Raw genomic sequence first — 16,215 nt, 5'->3', positions numbered from 1 at the left:
CAACGCTTTGAAAATTCCTCTGAAAATGTCTCGCAAAGGCTGAAACTGACAGATGTCAAAGGCCCGGGATAGACGTAATGTCGCGTCATCATAAATATCAGGTGACGGACAACCATGACCGAATCAACAACATCCTCCCCGCATGATGCGGTGTTTAAAACCTTTATGTTCACACCCGAAACCGCAGGGGATTTTCTCGAAATACATTTACCAGAACCACTGCGCAAGCTTTGCAACCTGCAAACCTTACGCCTGGAACCCACTAGTTTTATTGAAAAAAGTTTACGCGCTTACTACTCGGATGTTTTGTGGTCCGTGGAAACCAGCGACGGTGACGGCTATATCTACTGCGTGATTGAACATCAAAGCTCTGCAGAAAAGAATATGGCTTTTCGGCTAATGCGCTATGCCACTGCCGCCATGCAGCGTCACCTGGATAAAGGCTATGACAGAGTTCCGCTGGTGGTGCCATTGCTGTTTTATCATGGCGAAACATCGCCCTACCCGTACTCACTTAACTGGCTGGATGAGTTTGACGATCCGCAACTTGCCCGGCAGTTGTACACCGAAGCTTTTCCGTTGGTGGATATCACCATCGTACCTGACGATGAGATCATGCAACATCGGCGTATAGCTCTGCTGGAACTGATTCAAAAGCATATTCGCGACCGCGATTTAATCGGCATGGTCGACAGGATCACCACGCTTTTGGTTAGAGGCTTCACTAATGACAGCCAGCTACAAACACTGTTTAATTATCTGCTGCAATGCGGCGATACCTCCCGTTTCACCCGTTTTATTGAGGAGATTGCCGAACGTTCACCACTACAAAAGGAGAGATTAATGACTATTGCTGAACGGCTACGGCAGGAAGGGCATCAAATTGGCTGGCAGGAAGGTATGCATGAACAAGCCATTAAAATTGCTTTGCGCATGCTGGAACAGGGCATTGATCGTGACCAGGTGCTCGCGGCCACCCAGCTAAGCGAAGCCGATCTGGCAGCGAATAACCACTAATTAACACAGGCCCACAGCCGATCCCCATGGGCCTTTGATATCAATAACTACCTTTTATGCGTGGCCCATTTTTGCCTGATTTAAACATCGCCAGTCGTTGATCCAGGGCATCGCTGTAGAGCATCGTGTCAACGCCAACAGCGACAAAGTTCGCTCCCCACGCCAGGCATTGCTGCGCCATATCAGGAGCCACAGCCAGAAAACCAGCCGCTTTACCCGCAGCACGGATCCGCCGAATACTGGTTTCAATAATTCGCTGCACTTCCGGGTGCCCTGCGTTATCCGGGTAGCCCAACGACGCAGAAAGATCCGCAGGTCCAATAAACACGCCATCAATCCCTTCGACGTCGAGGATTTCGTCCAGGTTATCCAGTGCCGTTTTACTTTCCACCTGCACCAACAGACAAAGTGAATCGTTAACTTGCGCCATGTAATTCTCAATGCGTCCCCAGCGCGCAGCCCGTGCCACACTGGCCCCAACACCACGCTCACCGTAGGGAGGGTTGGACAAGTTTTGCCGGAGGGGGAATGTGCCGGTGCAGTAAACCGGCACAGAGTGGCGGAATCAGACAGATAAGGTCATGGACTCAATAACCTCAATCCAGCCATGCTCACTGGCGATATCCTGGCCGTTTAACCAACGGCGCAGCATATTCAGTGCCATCATTGCGCACACTTCCTGACGGATAGCCAGGCTGTAGCGTGTAGTGCTGAAACGCACACGCAGAGCGAAAGTGCCGTCTGGCGTGGCTAGCGCAAAGTTGAGATGCTCGTTCTCGAAACCCGAAACAGCCAGTGCCAGCCCGGCAAAATGGTTGGCCCGCCGTTCTGTAATCCAGTGCGCAGTTTGCGCCAGGGTTTCTTCCTGTGAAGGAACCACTTCACACGCCAGCAATGGAGCACCTGCGCGAGAAAGTTGCAAAGCCAATAAACCGCCGGTGAATTGCTCGCTCAACGTCAGGCTGAACTGGCGGTTTTGCAATTCGCGACTGATCTGCGCGGGCAGTCCTTCGGTGCCTTCGAAAATCACGCTCTGTCCGGCAACACGTTTAACGTCCAGCCACAGTTTTTCCATCGCCTGTTGCTCGCTTGCCGGTCCGGTGAGTTTCAGTTCGATAATCGGCATTGAAGAGCGATAGCCCATTGTTACGCCCGGCGGCAGTTGTAGAGTGTCCAGGCTTTGTGCCAGATCGCTTTCCGAACGACCAAAGGTAGTTAAACGCAGACAAACCGGCGGCTGTGGTAAAGAAAAACGCTCGCGCAGACGCGGCAGGATTTCGTGCTCGACCATCACCTTAAATTCTGACGGTACGCCGGGAGTAAAGAACATCAGGCAACGATTAAGCTGCACGGCAAAACCACAGGCGGTGCCTACCGGGTTATTGATAAATTCAGCACTGGCAGGCAGCTCCGCTTGTTTACGGTTGCTCGGTGCCATTACTCGTCCACGTTCGTGGAAATAGCGTTCCATCTCTTTGAGCCAGGCTTCATGCAGCACCATGCCTTCACCTTTTGCTGTCGCAGCGGCGAGTGCGCTTAAATCATCGCTGGTCGGTCCCAGCCCGCCGTTAACGATCAGCACATCGGCGTGCTGACTACGTTCGCGAAGAATGGTGACTAAGTCATCAAGGTTATCCCCCACCGTATTGCGGCGAGATAATGGCAGCCCCTGATGAAAGAAAAAATCGGCCAGCCAGGCAGCGTTAGTGTCAACGATTTGCCCGTGTAACACTTCATCCCCGGTGGATAGCATTTCCACTTTTAACATGGTTATCTCCTGCTTTTGTTATCGAATCACTATAACGCAAAGGGAGATAAGGCGTAGTAAGAAACTGAATGGCGCGACAGAATGCCGCGCCGGAAGGGATCAGAAACTGGCGTTAACCCCAACATACGGGCCGTCAGCCACGGCGTTGTCGCGGTTACCGTCTTTACCCGACAGATTCAGGTAGCGATAACCCGCCTCAATACTGACTGGACGCATAATGGTGTAACGCGCGCCAGCATTCGCTTCCTCATAACTTTGAATACCGCTGGAGAGCGAATCCGGAGAGTAGTAATACTCGCCAAACAAACGGAAGCTGTTGCCAATTTTCCACTGCAAACCACCTCCTACCGCTGCGGCATAACCTTCATCGCCGTAATTCGGGTTGGTGTAAACGCCTTTTCCGCCAACGGTCGCCATTAACGGCCCGAGAGGCAGATTCAACCCCAGCCCCACGCCCGCGACGTCACCGTCGTCGTCGTTATGTGTCCAGTTACCGCTTAAAGCCAGGCCCGTCGATTCAGTCCCAAAACCGACACCAATATTGGTGTATTCTTTACCCGCCTGGCCGCTGATGCTCATTGCATTGACCGATGCAGAAACCAACAGCATTCCGGCCAGACCTGCTAGCGCAATTTTTTTCATTATCCCCTTTCCCACAAGCAATTAATCAAAATTCCCAAAGCTGCGGGATTGTACTGCCTGGCACAGAGGATTCAATGAGCGAAAAAAGGGATCTAGTCACTTATTGTAACTAAATACTTCTTAAATAATTAAACGCCGAAAAAATAAACACACTTTACCGATACACACAAAAATAATAATAAGTGCAGTTATCATTGCAAAAGAGATTACTGTCACTTTCACATATTTCTGAGTTACCGTATTCTCATGGTTTCTTTTTATTTATAAGGAATACCCCTATGCGACAACGGACTATTGTATGCCCTTTGATTCAAAATGATGGTGCTTATTTGCTGTGTAAAATGGCCGACGATCGCGGCGTTTTCCCCGGTCAATGGGCGCTTTCGGGTGGCGGCGTGGAGTCTGGCGAACGAATTGAAGAGGCACTACGCCGCGAAATTCGCGAAGAACTGGGAGAACAGCTGCTTTTGACAGAAATCACGCCGTGGACCTTCAGCGATGATATTCGCACCAAGACGTATGCAGATGGTCGCAAGGAAGAGATTTATATGATTTACCTGATTTTTGACTGCGTTTCTGCCAACCGAGAAGTGAAAATAAACGAAGAGTTTCAGGACTACGCGTGGGTAAAACCTGAAGATCTGGTGCATTATGATTTAAATGTTGCCACCCGAAAAACGTTACGTTTGAAAGGTCTTCTTTAACAATGATGACAGCCATCACTGGCTGTCAGATTGAAAATTTAGTGGTTAACGAATTCCCCATCCAGATAAACTTTGCCTTTTTCCACATGCATGACTAAACCATCCAGATAATCAGGTTTAAATGTCGCATCACGCTTATTTTTAGCAATATATGTCAGGCAATGATTATGGGTGAAAATAACGATATTTTTATCAGGCGCTTTGCTTTGTAAGTCCTTAATTGCACTATAAATCTCATTACCGCACTGAAGAAGTCGTTTATCTACCGTCAGCTTTTTACCCGCGGAAAACCAGGTCGCCGACTGAATGGTCCGGACGGTATTACTGGAATAAAGATCGAAATCAGGGATGTCAGCGCTAAAAGCGTTGCCCAGTTCACGGGCATCCTGGGTACCTTTAACCGTAATACCTGTTTTATCTGACAAGCATTGATTGGTTGAACGATCGCAACGTTCAGCATGGCGAAACAAAACGACAACCGGGTGCTGCTGTGCCAGTCTGGCCAATGTTTTATTGTCGATACGTGGCAAACCATTGCTACTCCAGGCGGCATGAGTACCCAGTCCGGCAATTGCAGCGAGCGCCAGTAAAATGATGAAATATTTTTTTGACTTCAATGATGAGCGGCAAAAAGCTAACACGTAAACTCCACCTATAGACAAGCGCAACCAGACAATTACCGTAAAATTGAGCGACATTTCTGGCGATAATTAGCAGTTGGTGTAATATTAAAAATCCTACGATGTCGGCAAAATGCCTCAAAATTTTGCCAAATGCAAAGCCTAAATAAGAAAAAATATAAAAATTTCAATATTTACGTCTAATATTAGTTTCTTAAGGTTAAGTTAATATTCTATCCTTAAAATTTCGCTCCAAATGGCAAAATATACACAACACTCTTTATAGCAAATATAAGTGGACAGGTATTCAATGGCGGAAGGAAAAGCAATGTCAGAATTTTTGCCTTTTTCGCGACCAGCAATGGGCGTGGAGGAACTCGCTGCAGTTAAAGAGGTTCTCGAATCCGGTTGGCTCACAACCGGTCCGAAGAATCAGGCGCTTGAGCAAGCCTTTTGCCAGTTGACGGGAAATCAGCATGCCATCGCGGTCAGTTCAGCCACCGCCGGAATGCATATCACGCTAATGGCGTTGGAAATTGGCAAGGGCGATGAAGTGATTACGCCTTCCCTGACCTGGGTTTCAACCCTCAATATGATTTCCTTGTTGGGTGCAACGCCGGTAATGGTGGATGTCGACCGCGATACGCTGATGGTCACGCCTGAAGCGATCGAGTCAGCCATAACGCCACGCACTAAAGCCATCATTCCGGTGCATTATGCCGGTGCGCCAGCAGATATTGACGCCATTCGCGCCATTGGCGAACGTTACGGCATCGCAGTTATCGAAGATGCTGCCCATGCCGTCGGTACGTATTACAAAGGGCGACATATTGGCGCAAAAGGTACCGCTATTTTTTCATTTCATGCCATTAAAAATATTACCTGTGCGGAAGGTGGCCTGATTGTAACTGATAATGAAAACCTTGCCCGCCAGCTACGGATGCTGAAATTTCACGGTCTGGGTGTCGATGCCTATGACAGACAAACCTGGGGCCGTGCACCGCAGGCTGAAGTCTTAACACCGGGCTATAAGTACAATCTGACCGATATTAACGCCGCAATTGCCCTGACACAGTTAGCAAAATTAGAGCACCTCAACACCCGTCGGCGCGAAATTGCCCAGCAATATCAGCAAGCACTGGCAGCTCTCCCCTTTCAGCCATTAAGCCTTCCCGCCTGGCCGCACGTTCACGCCTGGCATCTGTTTATTATTCGTGTCGATGAACAACGTTGTGGTATCAGTCGCGATGCGTTGATGGAAGCGTTAAAAGAAAGAGGCATTGGTACCGGGTTACATTTCCGCGCCGCTCACACACAAAAATATTATCGCGAGCGTTTTCCCACGCTGTCGTTACCGAATACCGAATGGAATAGCGAACGCATCTGTTCTTTGCCGCTGTTCCCGGATATGACTACCGCCGATGCCGACCGTGTCATCACAGCCCTTCAGCAACTCGCAGGACAATAAGCCATGTTTGAAATCCACCCTGTTAAGAAAGTCTCGGTGGTTATTCCCGTTTATAACGAGCAGGAAAGCTTACCGGAATTAATCAGGCGCACCACCACAGCCTGTGAATCGTTGGGGAAAGAGTATGAGATCCTGCTGATTGATGACGGCAGTAGCGATAATTCCGCGCATATGCTGGTCGAAGCCTCACAAGCGGAGAACAGCCATATTGTGTCTATTTTGCTTAACCGCAATTACGGGCAACATTCAGCGATTATGGCGGGATTCAGTCACGTTACCGGCGACTTAATTATTACCCTTGATGCCGATCTCCAGAATCCGCCAGAAGAAATCCCCCGCCTGGTGGCAAAAGCCGATGAAGGTTACGACGTGGTAGGGACTGTACGCCAGAACCGCCAGGACAGCTGGTTTCGTAAAACAGCTTCGAAGATGATTAACCGGCTTATTCAGCGCACCACCGGCAAAGCGATGGGTGACTACGGTTGTATGCTGCGCGCCTATCGCCGTCATATTGTCGATGCGATGTTGCACTGCCATGAACGTAGCACCTTTATCCCGATTCTGGCGAATATCTTCGCCCGCCGTGCCATTGAAATTCCAGTACATCATTCCGAGCGTGAGTTTGGTGAATCCAAATACAGTTTTATGCGCCTGATTAATTTGATGTACGACCTGGTGACCTGCCTTACCACAACGCCGCTACGTATGCTGAGTCTGCTCGGCAGCATTATTGCGATTGGAGGTTTTAGCATTGCGGTGCTGCTGGTGATTTTACGCCTGACCTTCGGACCACAATGGGCGGCAGAAGGCGTCTTTATGCTATTTGCCGTGCTGTTTACTTTTATTGGCGCTCAGTTTATCGGCATGGGATTACTCGGTGAATATATCGGCAGGATCTACACCGATGTCCGCGCCCGCCCCCGCTATTTTGTTCAGCAAGTTATCCGTCCATCCAGCAAGGAAAATGAATAATGAAAACCGTCGTTTTTGCCTACCACGATATGGGATGCCTCGGTATTGAAGCTCTGCTGGCTGCCGGTTACGAAATTAGCGCCATTTTTACCCATACCGATAATCCCGGTGAAAAAGCCTTTTATGGTTCGGTGGCTCGTCTGGCAGCGGAAAGAGGCATTCCGGTTTATGCGCCGGATGACGTTAATCATCCGCTGTGGGTGGAACGCATTGCCCAACTGTCGCCAGATGTGATTTTCTCTTTTTATTATCGCCATCTTATTTGCGACGAAATTTTGCAGCTCGCTCCCGCAGGTGCATTTAATCTGCATGGTTCGCTGTTACCAAAATATCGTGGTCGCGCGCCGCTGAACTGGGTGCTGGTCAACGGTGAAACGGAAACTGGCGTTACATTGCACCGAATGGTGAAACGTGCCGATGCCGGGGCCATTGTGGCGCAACTGCGCATTGCCATTGCGCCAGACGATATCGCTATTACGCTGCATCATAAATTGTGCCATGCCGCGCGCCAGCTACTGGAACAGACATTACCCGCCATTAAACACGGTAATATTCTGGAAATCGCCCAGCGCGAAAACGAAGCCACCTGTTTTGGTCGCAGAACGCCGGATGACAGTTTCCTTGAATGGCATAAACCGGCATCCGTACTGCACAACATGGTACGTGCCGTTGCCGATCCGTGGCCGGGTGCCTTCAGCTATGTTGGCAATCAGAAATTCACCGTCTGGTCGTCGCGTGTTCATCCTCATGCCAGCAAAGCACAGCCGGGGAGCGTGATTTCTGTTGCGCCACTGCTGATTGCCTGTGGCGATGGCGCGCTGGAAATCGTCACCGGACAGGCGGGCGACGGCATTACTATGCAGGGCTCGCAATTAGTGCAGACGCTGGGCCTGGTGCAAGGTTCACGCTTGAATAGCCAGCCTGCCTGCACCGCCCGACGCCGTACCCGGGTACTCATCCTCGGGGTGAATGGCTTTATTGGCAACCATCTGACAGAACGCCTGCTGCGCGAAGATCATTATGAAGTTTACGGTCTGGATATTGGCAGCGATGCGATAAGCCGTTTTCTGAATCATCCGCATTTTCACTTTGTTGAAGGCGATATCAGTATTCATTCCGAATGGATTGAGTATCATGTCAAAAAATGTGATGTCGTCTTGCCGCTGGTGGCGATAGCCACGCCGATTGAATATACCCGCAACCCGCTGCGCGTATTTGAACTCGATTTTGAAGAGAATCTGCGCATTATCCGCTACTGCGTGAAGTACCGTAAGCGAATCATCTTCCCGTCAACTTCAGAAGTTTATGGGATGTGTAGCGATAAATACTTCGATGAGGACCATTCTAATTTAATCGTCGGCCCGGTGAATAAACCACGCTGGATTTATTCGGTATCAAAACAATTACTTGATCGGGTGATCTGGGCCTATGGCGAAAAAGAGGGTTTACAGTTCACCCTCTTCCGCCCGTTTAACTGGATGGGACCGCGACTGGATAACCTTAATGCGGCACGAATCGGCAGCTCCCGCGCTATTACGCAACTCATTCTCAATCTGGTAGAAGGTTCACCGATTAAGCTGATTGATGGCGGAAAACAAAAACGCTGCTTTACTGATATTCGCGATGGTATCGAGGCGTTATACCGCATTATCGAAAATGCGGGAAATCGCTGCGACGGTGAAATTATCAACATTGGCAATCCTGAGAACGAAGCGAGCATTGAGGAACTGGGCGAGATGCTGCTGGCGAGCTTCGAAAAACATCCGCTGCGCCATCATTTCCCACCGTTTGCGGGCTTTCGCGTTGTCGAAAGTAGCAGCTACTACGGCAAAGGATATCAGGACGTAGAGCATCGTAAACCGAGCATCCGCAATGCCCACCGCTGCCTGGACTGGGAGCCGAAAATTGATATGCAGGAAACCATCGACGAAACGCTGGATTTCTTCCTGCGCACCGTTGATCTTACGGATAAACCATCATGACCAAAGTAGGCTTACGCATTGATGTCGATACCTTTCGTGGCACCCGTGAAGGCGTGCCGCGTCTGCTGGAAATCTTGAGTAAGCATAATATTCAGGCCAGCATTTTTTTCAGCGTCGGCCCGGACAATATGGGCCGCCATCTCTGGCGACTGGTGAAGCCACAGTTTTTGTGGAAGATGCTGCGCTCAAATGCGGCATCGCTTTATGGCTGGGATATTTTACTGGCAGGTACGGCCTGGCCAGGTAAAGAGATTGGTCATGCCAATGCCGATATCATTCGTGAAGCGGCTAAACATCACGAAGTCGGCCTGCACGCCTGGGATCACCATGCCTGGCAAGCCCGTAGCGGTAACTGGGATCGGCAAACAATGATCGACGATATTGCACGCGGTCTTCGCACTCTGGAAGAGATTATCGGTCAACCGGTAACCTGTTCTGCCGCTGCGGGCTGGCGTGCCGACCAGAAGGTGATCGAAGCAAAAGAAGCGTTCCATTTGCGCTACAACAGCGATTGTCGTGGGGCCATGCCGTTCCGTCCATTGCTCGAATCAGGAAACCCTGGCACTGCGCAAATTCCGGTGACCTTACCCACCTGGGATGAAGTGATTGGTCGGGATGTGAAAGCAGAAGATTTTAACGGTTGGTTACTCAACCGCATCCTGCGAGATAAAGGCACGCCGGTTTATACCATTCATGCAGAAGTTGAAGGCTGCGCTTATCAGCATAATTTTGTGGATCTCCTCAAACGCGCAGCTCAGGAAGGCGTGACATTTTGCCCTTTAAGCGAACTGTTATCAGAGACGTTGCCGCTCGGACAAGTTGTTCGCGGAAATATTGCCGGACGTGAAGGCTGGCTGGGTTGCCAACAAATTGCGGGTAGTCGCTGATGAAATCGGTACGTTACCTTATCGGCCTCTTCGCGTTTATTGCCTGCTATTACCTGTTACCGATCAGCACGCGTCTGCTCTGGCAACCCGATGAAACGCGTTATGCGGAAATCAGTCGAGAAATGCTGGCATCCGGCGACTGGATTGTGCCCCATCTGTTAGGGCTACGTTATTTCGAAAAACCCATTGCCGGATACTGGATTAACAGCATTGGGCAATGGCTATTTGGCGCGAATAACTTTGGTGTGCGGGCAGGCGTTATCTTTGCGACCCTGTTAACTGCCGCGCTGGTGACCTGGTTTACTCTGCGCTTATGGCGCGATAAACGTCTGGCTCTACTCGCCACAGTAATTTATCTCTCATTGTTTATTGTCTATGCCATCGGCACTTATGCCGTGCTCGATCCGTTTATTGCATTCTGGCTGGTGGCGGGAATGTGCAGCTTCTGGCTGGCAATGCAGGCACAGACGTGGAAAGGCAAAAGCGCAGGATTTTTACTGCTGGGAATCACCTGCGGCATGGGGGTGATGACCAAAGGTTTTCTCGCCCTTGCCGTGCCGGTATTAAGCGTGCTGCCATGGGTAGCGACGCAAAAACGCTGGAAAGATCTCTTTATTTACGGCTGGCTGGCGGTTATCAGTTGCGTACTGACGGTTCTCCCTTGGGGACTGGCGATAGCGCAGCGGGAGCCTGACTTCTGGCACTATTTTTTCTGGGTTGAGCATATTCAACGCTTTGCACTGGATGATGCCCAACATAGAGCTCCGTTCTGGTACTACGTGCCGGTCATCATTGCCGGTAGCCTGCCGTGGCTGGGATTACTCCCCGGTGCACTGTACACAGGCTGGAAAAACCGCAAGCATTCCGCAACCGTCTATTTGTTGAGCTGGACGATAATGCCGCTGCTGTTTTTCTCCGTCGCTAAAGGTAAATTGCCCACCTATATTCTTTCCTGCTTTGCATCTCTGGCAATGCTGATGGCGCATTACGCTTTGCTGGCAGCAAAAAATAATCCTCTGGCGCTGCGGATTAATGGCTGGATTAACATCGCTTTTGGCGTCACTGGCATTATTGCCACATTTGTGGTCTCCCCGTGGGGACCAATGAACACGCCGGTGTGGCAAACCTTCGAGAGCTATAAAGTCTTTTGTGCCTGGTCGATTTTTTCGCTATGGGCATTTTTCGGCTGGTACACCTTAACAAACGTCGAAAAGACCTGGCCTTTTGCCGCGCTTTGCCCGCTGGGGCTGGCGTTGCTGGTAGGATTTTCAATTCCTGACAGAGTTATGGAAGGAAAACATCCGCAATTTTTTGTCGAGATGACACAAGAATCACTTCAGCCAAGCCGCTATATTCTTACTGATAGCGTCGGTGTTGCCGCAGGTCTGGCATGGAGCCTGCAACGCGATGACATCATCATGTATCGCCAGACAGGTGAGTTGAAATACGGCCTTAATTATCCGGATGCGAAAGGGAGATTTGTCAGCGGTGATGAGTTCGCAAACTGGCTTAATCAACATCGTCAGGAGGGGATTATTACTCTCGTGCTTTCGGTTGACCGCGATGAAGATATCAACAGTCTCGCCATTCCGCCCGCAGATGCCATCGATCGTCAGGAGCGTCTGGTGCTGATTCAGTATCGTCCCAAATGATCTGGCTAACATTAGTCTTTGCCAGCTTGCTTAGCGTTGCCGGGCAGTTGTGTCAGAAACAGGCAACCTGCTTTGTGGCGATAAACAAACGGCGCAAACATATCGTGCTGTGGCTGGGACTGGCGCTGGCTTGTCTTGGTCTTGCCATGGTGCTCTGGCTGCTGGTCTTGCAGAACGTACCGGTAGGCATTGCCTACCCGATGTTAAGTCTGAATTTTGTCTGGGTGACGCTGGCTGCAGTAAAACTGTGGCACGAACCGGTATCGCCGCGTCACTGGTGTGGGGTGGCGTTCATTATTGGTGGCATTGTGATCCTCGGGAGTACGGTGTAATGGGCCTGATATGGGGATTATTCAGCGTCATTATTGCCTCAGTTGCGCAATTAAGCCTGGGTTTTGCGGCAAGTCATCTGCCGCCGATGACGCACTTATGGGATTTTATCGCGGCTCTGTTAGCTTTTGGCCTGGATGCCCGGATACTGTTACTCGGGCTGCTGGGTTATCTGCTTTCCGTTTTTTGTTGGTATAAAACGCTACATAAACTTGCGCTAAGCAAAGCCTATGCTTTGCTCAGTATGAGTTATGTGCTGGTATGGATTGCTTCAATGGTACTTCCCGGCTGGGAAGGGACTTTTTCGCTGAAAGCACTACTGGGAGTAGCCTGTATTATGAGCGGGTTGATGCTGATTTTCCTGCCCACGACAAAACAACGTTACTGAGTTTTCCCTGCCGCTGTACACTGCCGTTCCCACTCATCGGGGCTATAACTGCTTGCCGAGAGGACTTTCACCGTATGCAGCTTTTCACGATTAATACAATAAAGCGCATTCTGCAAAGGCGAGAGTAAATCCCCCACTTTCACGGCGAAGTCACTCTTCACTTCGGCGATCATTTTTATCGCGCCGCCAGCATCGCAGAGCATAAGTACATGTCTGTTATCTTGTTTATTGCAGCACGATTTTTTGACCAGCCATTCCATTGCATTATCCTGTTTGCTAAGAGTTTTCACATCAATTTACAGATTAACAGATAAACTCTTTATCAACGGCAATGGAATGGCAGAAATGAGAAGTGAAACGGAGGGTTAATTATTGCTGACGTTGCACCCACTCTTTTAGCGCCTGACGTGAAATTTTAATACCGCCGTTTTTCAGCTCCGGCGGTAAAGTCAGCCAGCGCACCGGTTGTTGAAAACGAGCCAGCTTATCTTTCACCCATTCGCCAAGATCAACGGTTTGCTGGTCATACTCCACCACCGCTACCGGCCGATGACCAAACTCCTTGTCGGCAACGGGAACGATAAACACCTGCAAAACCGCAGGATGTGCAGCAATAACACGCTCGACTTCTTCCGGCTGAATACCCTCACCGCCACTGAAGAACAGATTGTCTAAACGTCCGACAATGGTCAGCTTGCCATTATGCATCTCACCGCGATCGCGCGTAGCGTACCAGCCTTCGTCATTAACCAGTGAAACCAGTTGCCCGTTACGCCAGTAACCTTCTGCCATACTGGCAGCCCGCAGCCACACTTCATTATTAACGATTTTCACTTCCCGACCCGGCAGCGGCGAACCAACGTCTGCCAGGCCGTCGGCTTCTTTCGCACACACCGTGGAGGCAAACTCGGTCAGACCATAGCCGCAAAAGCAACGAATCCCCTGCTCGCGCGCCTGTTCCGTCAACTCGACCGGGATAGCCGCGCCGCCAAGTAACACCGCTTTCAGGGAAACGGAACTGCGGTTAACCAGCAAACGCCAGAGTTGTGTTGGCACCAGTGAAGCGTGAGTACAGCCTGCCAGCATTTGCTCCAATGGCTGTTTATCACGCACCGTCATCCGCGCACCAGCGTATAACCAGCGCCACATAATTCCCTGACCGGAGACGTGAAACAGCGGTAAAGAGAGCAACCAGTCATCGTGATCGCCAAACGGAATCAACGATAACACCCCTTCGGCACTGGCAAGATGGGCCTGATAAGTATGGACAGCGGCTTTCGGCAACCCGGTAGAACCCGAGGTCAACGTCATTGAGCACAGACGCGTCGGCTGCCACGTAGCGGCATGTGCGCCTTCAACCCGCTGAATGTGCAGCGACGTTAACGCCGGAAACGTGTTTTCCCCATCCGGCACCAGCGCAAATTGCAGCGTCAGATTGGGCAGCAATTCTTCAAGCAACGGTTGCGGCAGCTGAGGGTTCACGGGCAACACCCGCGCCCCGCATTGCAGTAACGCCAGCCAGGCGAGCAGCGTTTGCGGCGTATTCCACGCCCGCAACATCACGCCGCTGCCCTCAACAACGCCCTGCGCCGCAAAGCCTGAGGCTAATTCATCGACGCGAGCACAAAGCTCGCGCCAGTTAAGTTGCTCGTCATTAAGACGTAAGGCGATGGCTTCTCCCCGCACTTGCCGCCAGTGACGCCACGGCCAGTCAGAGAAGATCATAACAACCGCTCCAGTGCATCAACTTCCACGACAGGCAGCGTGCTACCCGGCCAGCGACGTACCTGCTGCGCCTGCATCAGATCCAGCGTGTCCAGCCCTGGAATGGTGTCCGGCGTTAACCAGGCGGCAATCCGCGCCAGTTGCGTTAAGCCTAAGCTCGATTCAATGGAAGAACTGATCACCGCCGTCAGCCCCAGCGCGTGCGCCGCCTGTACCTGCTCGCGTACTTTCTCCAGACTGCCCGTGAGCGTGGGTTTGATAACTACCGCGCGCACGCCCTCTTCAGCCACAAAGGCAAAATCCGGCTCGCGCAGGCTTTCATCCCAGGCAATGGCAATGCCGGTTTCACGGGCAAACGCTCGCGAATCATCGCGGGTTTTGCACGGCTCTTCGAGAAACGCGATGCGGTGGCGATAATCCGGGTTAACATATTTGGCAAACTGCTGGCCTTTCAGCGGTGTCCAGGCGCGATTTGCGTCAAGACGCAAATGCAGATCCGGAATTGCCTCCAGCAACAGATTAACCACCATGCCGTCGCGCACGGCTTCGTACAATCCCACTTTGACCTTCGCCACTTTCTCGCCTGGCATATCAGCAAGTTTGAGGATCAGATCGTCAGGATCGCCATTACACAGTGGTGCCGCACGGTAATTGGCCGCCTGCGGGAGCGTATCTGCCAGCTCCGCCAATGCACAGCTTACGCCAAAGGCAACGGAAGGCATCTGCGGTAGCTCGCAATCGCCTGCCAGCCAGTTATTTACCCAGGCAAGCAGCACGCTTTGCGCCTCTTCCCAGGTTTCCTGGCTGAAGCCCGGCAGTGGGGAGATCTCCCCCCACCCTTCGCGCTCGCCCTCACGCAGGCAAACGTACAGCCCGTCGCGGGTTTTTAACCGCCTGTCGCGCAGAACCACCCCCGCGTCCATGGGGATCTGCCAGCGGTATACCTGCGCGCTACGCATTACGGATTCCGTTTAAATTTGCTGAAATCAGGCTGACGTTTCTGGTTGAAAGCGTTGCGACCTTCCTGACCTTCTTCCGTCATGTAGAACAGCATGGTGGCGTTGCCCGCCAGCTCTTGCAGCCCCGCCTGCCCGTCACAGTCGGCGTTCAGCGCAGCTTTCAGGCAGCGCAGCGCCATCGGGCTGTTTTGCAGCATTTCGCGGCACCAACGGACGGTTTCTTTTTCCAGATCCGCCAGCGGTACCACGGTGTTGACAAGGCCCATATCCAGCGCCTGTTTTGCGTCGTACTGACGGCACAGGAACCAGATTTCTCGCGCTTTTTTCTGCCCGACGATACGAGCCATGTAGGAAGCGCCCCAGCCGCCGTCGAAGGAACCGACTTTCGGGCCAGTCTGACCGAAGATGGCATTATCTGCTGCGATAGTCAGGTCGCACATCATGTGCAGAACGTGACCACCGCCGATGGAGTAGCCAGCCACCATCGCGACAACCGGTTTCGGACAGGTACGGATCTGACGCTGGAAGTCCAGCACGTTCAAGTGATGTACGCCGGAATCATCTTTATAGCCGCCGTAATCACCACGCACTTTCTGGTCACCACCGGAGCAGAACGCTTTATCGCCTGCGCCAGTCAGAATGATCACGCCGATATTGTCGTCATAACGCGCATCTGCCAGTGCCTGGATCATCTCTTTTACCGTCAGAGGACGGAAGGCATTGCGCACCTGCGGACGATTAATGGTGATTTTTGCGATACCGTCGGTGGATTTTTCATAACGAATGTCCTCGAAACCTTCGGAGCAGTCGTGCCATTCAACCGGTGCGTAAAGCATTGCTTCATCAGGATAAATCATATTGTGTCCTTTAGTCAGAAACGCAAGATCTGCGCCAGACTTGCGATTACGCCAGCGGGATTTTCCCGATGCGCGTTATGTCCGGCGCGAGGAATGACATGGCAGTCGGCAGCCAGTTCCGCCGCCAGGGCGCGGAATTTGCTGTCACGTTCACCACATAAATAATAAAACGCAAATGTGCGGGCGCTAAGGTTAGCACGTAAATCAGGCTGGACGGCGAGAGAAGTCGCCTCCAGCATGGCGG

At 51.5% G+C, this 16,215-nt stretch carries 16 protein-coding genes and 2 pseudogenes; 9 read left to right on the top strand and 9 right to left on the bottom strand.

Going from position 1 to position 16,215, the window contains the following annotated elements:
- The first annotated feature begins 114 nt into the window (after window positions 1-114).
- Window positions 115-1,017 (top strand): ISNCY family transposase, encoded by a 903-nt coding sequence (locus tag E0D98_RS08820; RefSeq protein ID WP_000140553.1) that lies wholly within the window; start codon window positions 115-117, stop codon window positions 1,015-1,017.
- Window positions 1,018-1,057: 40 nt separating this feature from the next.
- On the opposite strand, the pseudogene E0D98_RS08815 reads toward E0D98_RS08820, so the two are convergent.
- From E0D98_RS08815 to E0D98_RS08805, 3 genes and pseudogenes are all read right to left on the bottom strand, one after another.
- Window positions 1,058-1,519, bottom strand: a pseudogene (locus E0D98_RS08815) (aldolase/citrate lyase family protein); the annotation flags it as partial.
- Window positions 1,520-1,582: 63 nt separating this feature from the next.
- Window positions 1,583-2,785 carry a nicotinamide mononucleotide deamidase-related protein YfaY gene (locus E0D98_RS08810; RefSeq protein ID WP_000921642.1) on the bottom strand — a complete coding sequence of 401 codons (1,203 nt, stop codon included), beginning with the start codon at window positions 2,783-2,785 and terminating at the stop codon, window positions 1,583-1,585.
- A gap of 99 nt (window positions 2,786-2,884) precedes the next feature.
- Window positions 2,885-3,427, bottom strand: coding sequence for a YfaZ family outer membrane protein (locus tag E0D98_RS08805; RefSeq protein WP_000717009.1), 543 nt, complete (start codon window positions 3,425-3,427; stop codon window positions 2,885-2,887).
- A 278-nt stretch (window positions 3,428-3,705) separates the two neighbouring features.
- Here E0D98_RS08805 and nudI point away from each other — a divergent pair, with 278 nt between their 5' ends.
- Window positions 3,706-4,131, top strand: coding sequence for a nucleoside triphosphatase NudI (gene nudI / locus E0D98_RS08800; protein WP_001249889.1), 426 nt, complete (start codon window positions 3,706-3,708; stop codon window positions 4,129-4,131).
- A 38-nt stretch (window positions 4,132-4,169) separates the two neighbouring features.
- Here nudI and ais read toward each other — a convergent pair whose 3' ends face one another.
- Window positions 4,170-4,772: a lipopolysaccharide core heptose(II)-phosphate phosphatase Ais gene (gene ais, locus E0D98_RS08795; RefSeq protein ID WP_001297077.1), complete on the bottom strand. Its 603-nt coding sequence runs from the start codon at window positions 4,770-4,772 to the stop codon at window positions 4,170-4,172.
- 307 nt (window positions 4,773-5,079) lie between these two features.
- Here ais and arnB point away from each other — a divergent pair, with 307 nt between their 5' ends.
- Genes arnB through arnF form a run of 7 tightly spaced genes read left to right on the top strand, consistent with a single transcriptional unit; the run spans window position 5,080 to window position 12,430 of the window.
- The gene (arnB, locus tag E0D98_RS08790) at window positions 5,080-6,219 is read left to right on the top strand and encodes a UDP-4-amino-4-deoxy-L-arabinose aminotransferase (protein WP_001342601.1); all 1,140 of its coding nucleotides are present in this window, start codon (window positions 5,080-5,082) and stop codon (window positions 6,217-6,219) included.
- Between the two features lie 3 nt (window positions 6,220-6,222).
- Complete coding sequence (gene arnC, locus E0D98_RS08785) at window positions 6,223-7,191, top strand: undecaprenyl-phosphate 4-deoxy-4-formamido-L-arabinose transferase (RefSeq protein ID WP_000461661.1); 969 nt, start codon at window positions 6,223-6,225, stop codon at window positions 7,189-7,191.
- The gene (arnA, locus tag E0D98_RS08780; RefSeq protein WP_050877059.1) at window positions 7,191-9,173 is read left to right on the top strand and encodes a bifunctional UDP-4-amino-4-deoxy-L-arabinose formyltransferase/UDP-glucuronic acid oxidase ArnA; all 1,983 of its coding nucleotides are present in this window, start codon (window positions 7,191-7,193) and stop codon (window positions 9,171-9,173) included. Before arnC ends, arnA begins: the two co-directional genes overlap by 1 nt.
- On the top strand, window positions 9,170-10,060 hold the full coding sequence (gene arnD / locus E0D98_RS08775) for a 4-deoxy-4-formamido-L-arabinose-phosphoundecaprenol deformylase (protein WP_000169728.1): 891 nt from the start codon (window positions 9,170-9,172) through the stop codon (window positions 10,058-10,060). Before arnA ends, arnD begins: the two co-directional genes overlap by 4 nt.
- Window positions 10,060-11,712, top strand: coding sequence for a lipid IV(A) 4-amino-4-deoxy-L-arabinosyltransferase (gene arnT / locus E0D98_RS08770; RefSeq protein ID WP_000844046.1), 1,653 nt, complete (start codon window positions 10,060-10,062; stop codon window positions 11,710-11,712). Before arnD ends, arnT begins: the two co-directional genes overlap by 1 nt.
- Window positions 11,709-12,044, top strand: a complete 336-nt coding sequence (gene arnE, locus E0D98_RS08765) for a 4-amino-4-deoxy-L-arabinose-phosphoundecaprenol flippase subunit ArnE (protein ID WP_000638031.1) — start codon at window positions 11,709-11,711, stop codon at window positions 12,042-12,044. Before arnT ends, arnE begins: the two co-directional genes overlap by 4 nt.
- Window positions 12,044-12,430 (top strand): 4-amino-4-deoxy-L-arabinose-phosphoundecaprenol flippase subunit ArnF, encoded by a 387-nt coding sequence (gene arnF / locus E0D98_RS08760; protein WP_000523005.1) that lies wholly within the window; start codon window positions 12,044-12,046, stop codon window positions 12,428-12,430. The genes arnE and arnF overlap by 1 nt, the downstream gene beginning before the upstream one ends.
- On the opposite strand, the gene pmrD is transcribed toward arnF, so the two are convergent.
- From pmrD to E0D98_RS08735, 5 genes and pseudogenes are all read right to left on the bottom strand, one after another.
- Window positions 12,424-12,690 carry a signal transduction protein PmrD gene (gene pmrD, locus E0D98_RS08755; RefSeq protein ID WP_001297080.1) on the bottom strand — a complete coding sequence of 89 codons (267 nt, stop codon included), beginning with the start codon at window positions 12,688-12,690 and terminating at the stop codon, window positions 12,424-12,426. The two genes, arnF and pmrD, sit on opposite strands and share 7 nt — an antisense overlap.
- A 109-nt stretch (window positions 12,691-12,799) precedes the next feature.
- The gene (menE, locus tag E0D98_RS08750; protein WP_000577556.1) at window positions 12,800-14,155 is read right to left on the bottom strand and encodes an o-succinylbenzoate--CoA ligase; all 1,356 of its coding nucleotides are present in this window, start codon (window positions 14,153-14,155) and stop codon (window positions 12,800-12,802) included.
- Window positions 14,152-15,114, bottom strand: coding sequence for an o-succinylbenzoate synthase (gene menC, locus E0D98_RS08745; protein ID WP_001255609.1), 963 nt, complete (start codon window positions 15,112-15,114; stop codon window positions 14,152-14,154). Before menC ends, menE begins: the two co-directional genes overlap by 4 nt.
- Window positions 15,114-15,971: a 1,4-dihydroxy-2-naphthoyl-CoA synthase gene (gene menB / locus E0D98_RS08740; protein WP_000639996.1), complete on the bottom strand. Its 858-nt coding sequence runs from the start codon at window positions 15,969-15,971 to the stop codon at window positions 15,114-15,116. The genes menC and menB overlap by 1 nt, the downstream gene beginning before the upstream one ends.
- A 14-nt stretch (window positions 15,972-15,985) precedes the next feature.
- Window positions 15,986-16,215: pseudogene (locus E0D98_RS08735) on the bottom strand (2-succinyl-6-hydroxy-2,4-cyclohexadiene-1-carboxylate synthase); the annotation flags it as partial.

The organism is Escherichia sp. KCJ4928 (genome assembly GCF_004352695.1).
Taxonomy (GTDB): Bacteria; Pseudomonadota; Gammaproteobacteria; order Enterobacterales; family Enterobacteriaceae; genus ECMA0423.
The sequence above is the reverse complement of the archived record's forward strand: the minus strand, read 5'-3'. Positions and strand labels throughout refer to the sequence as shown.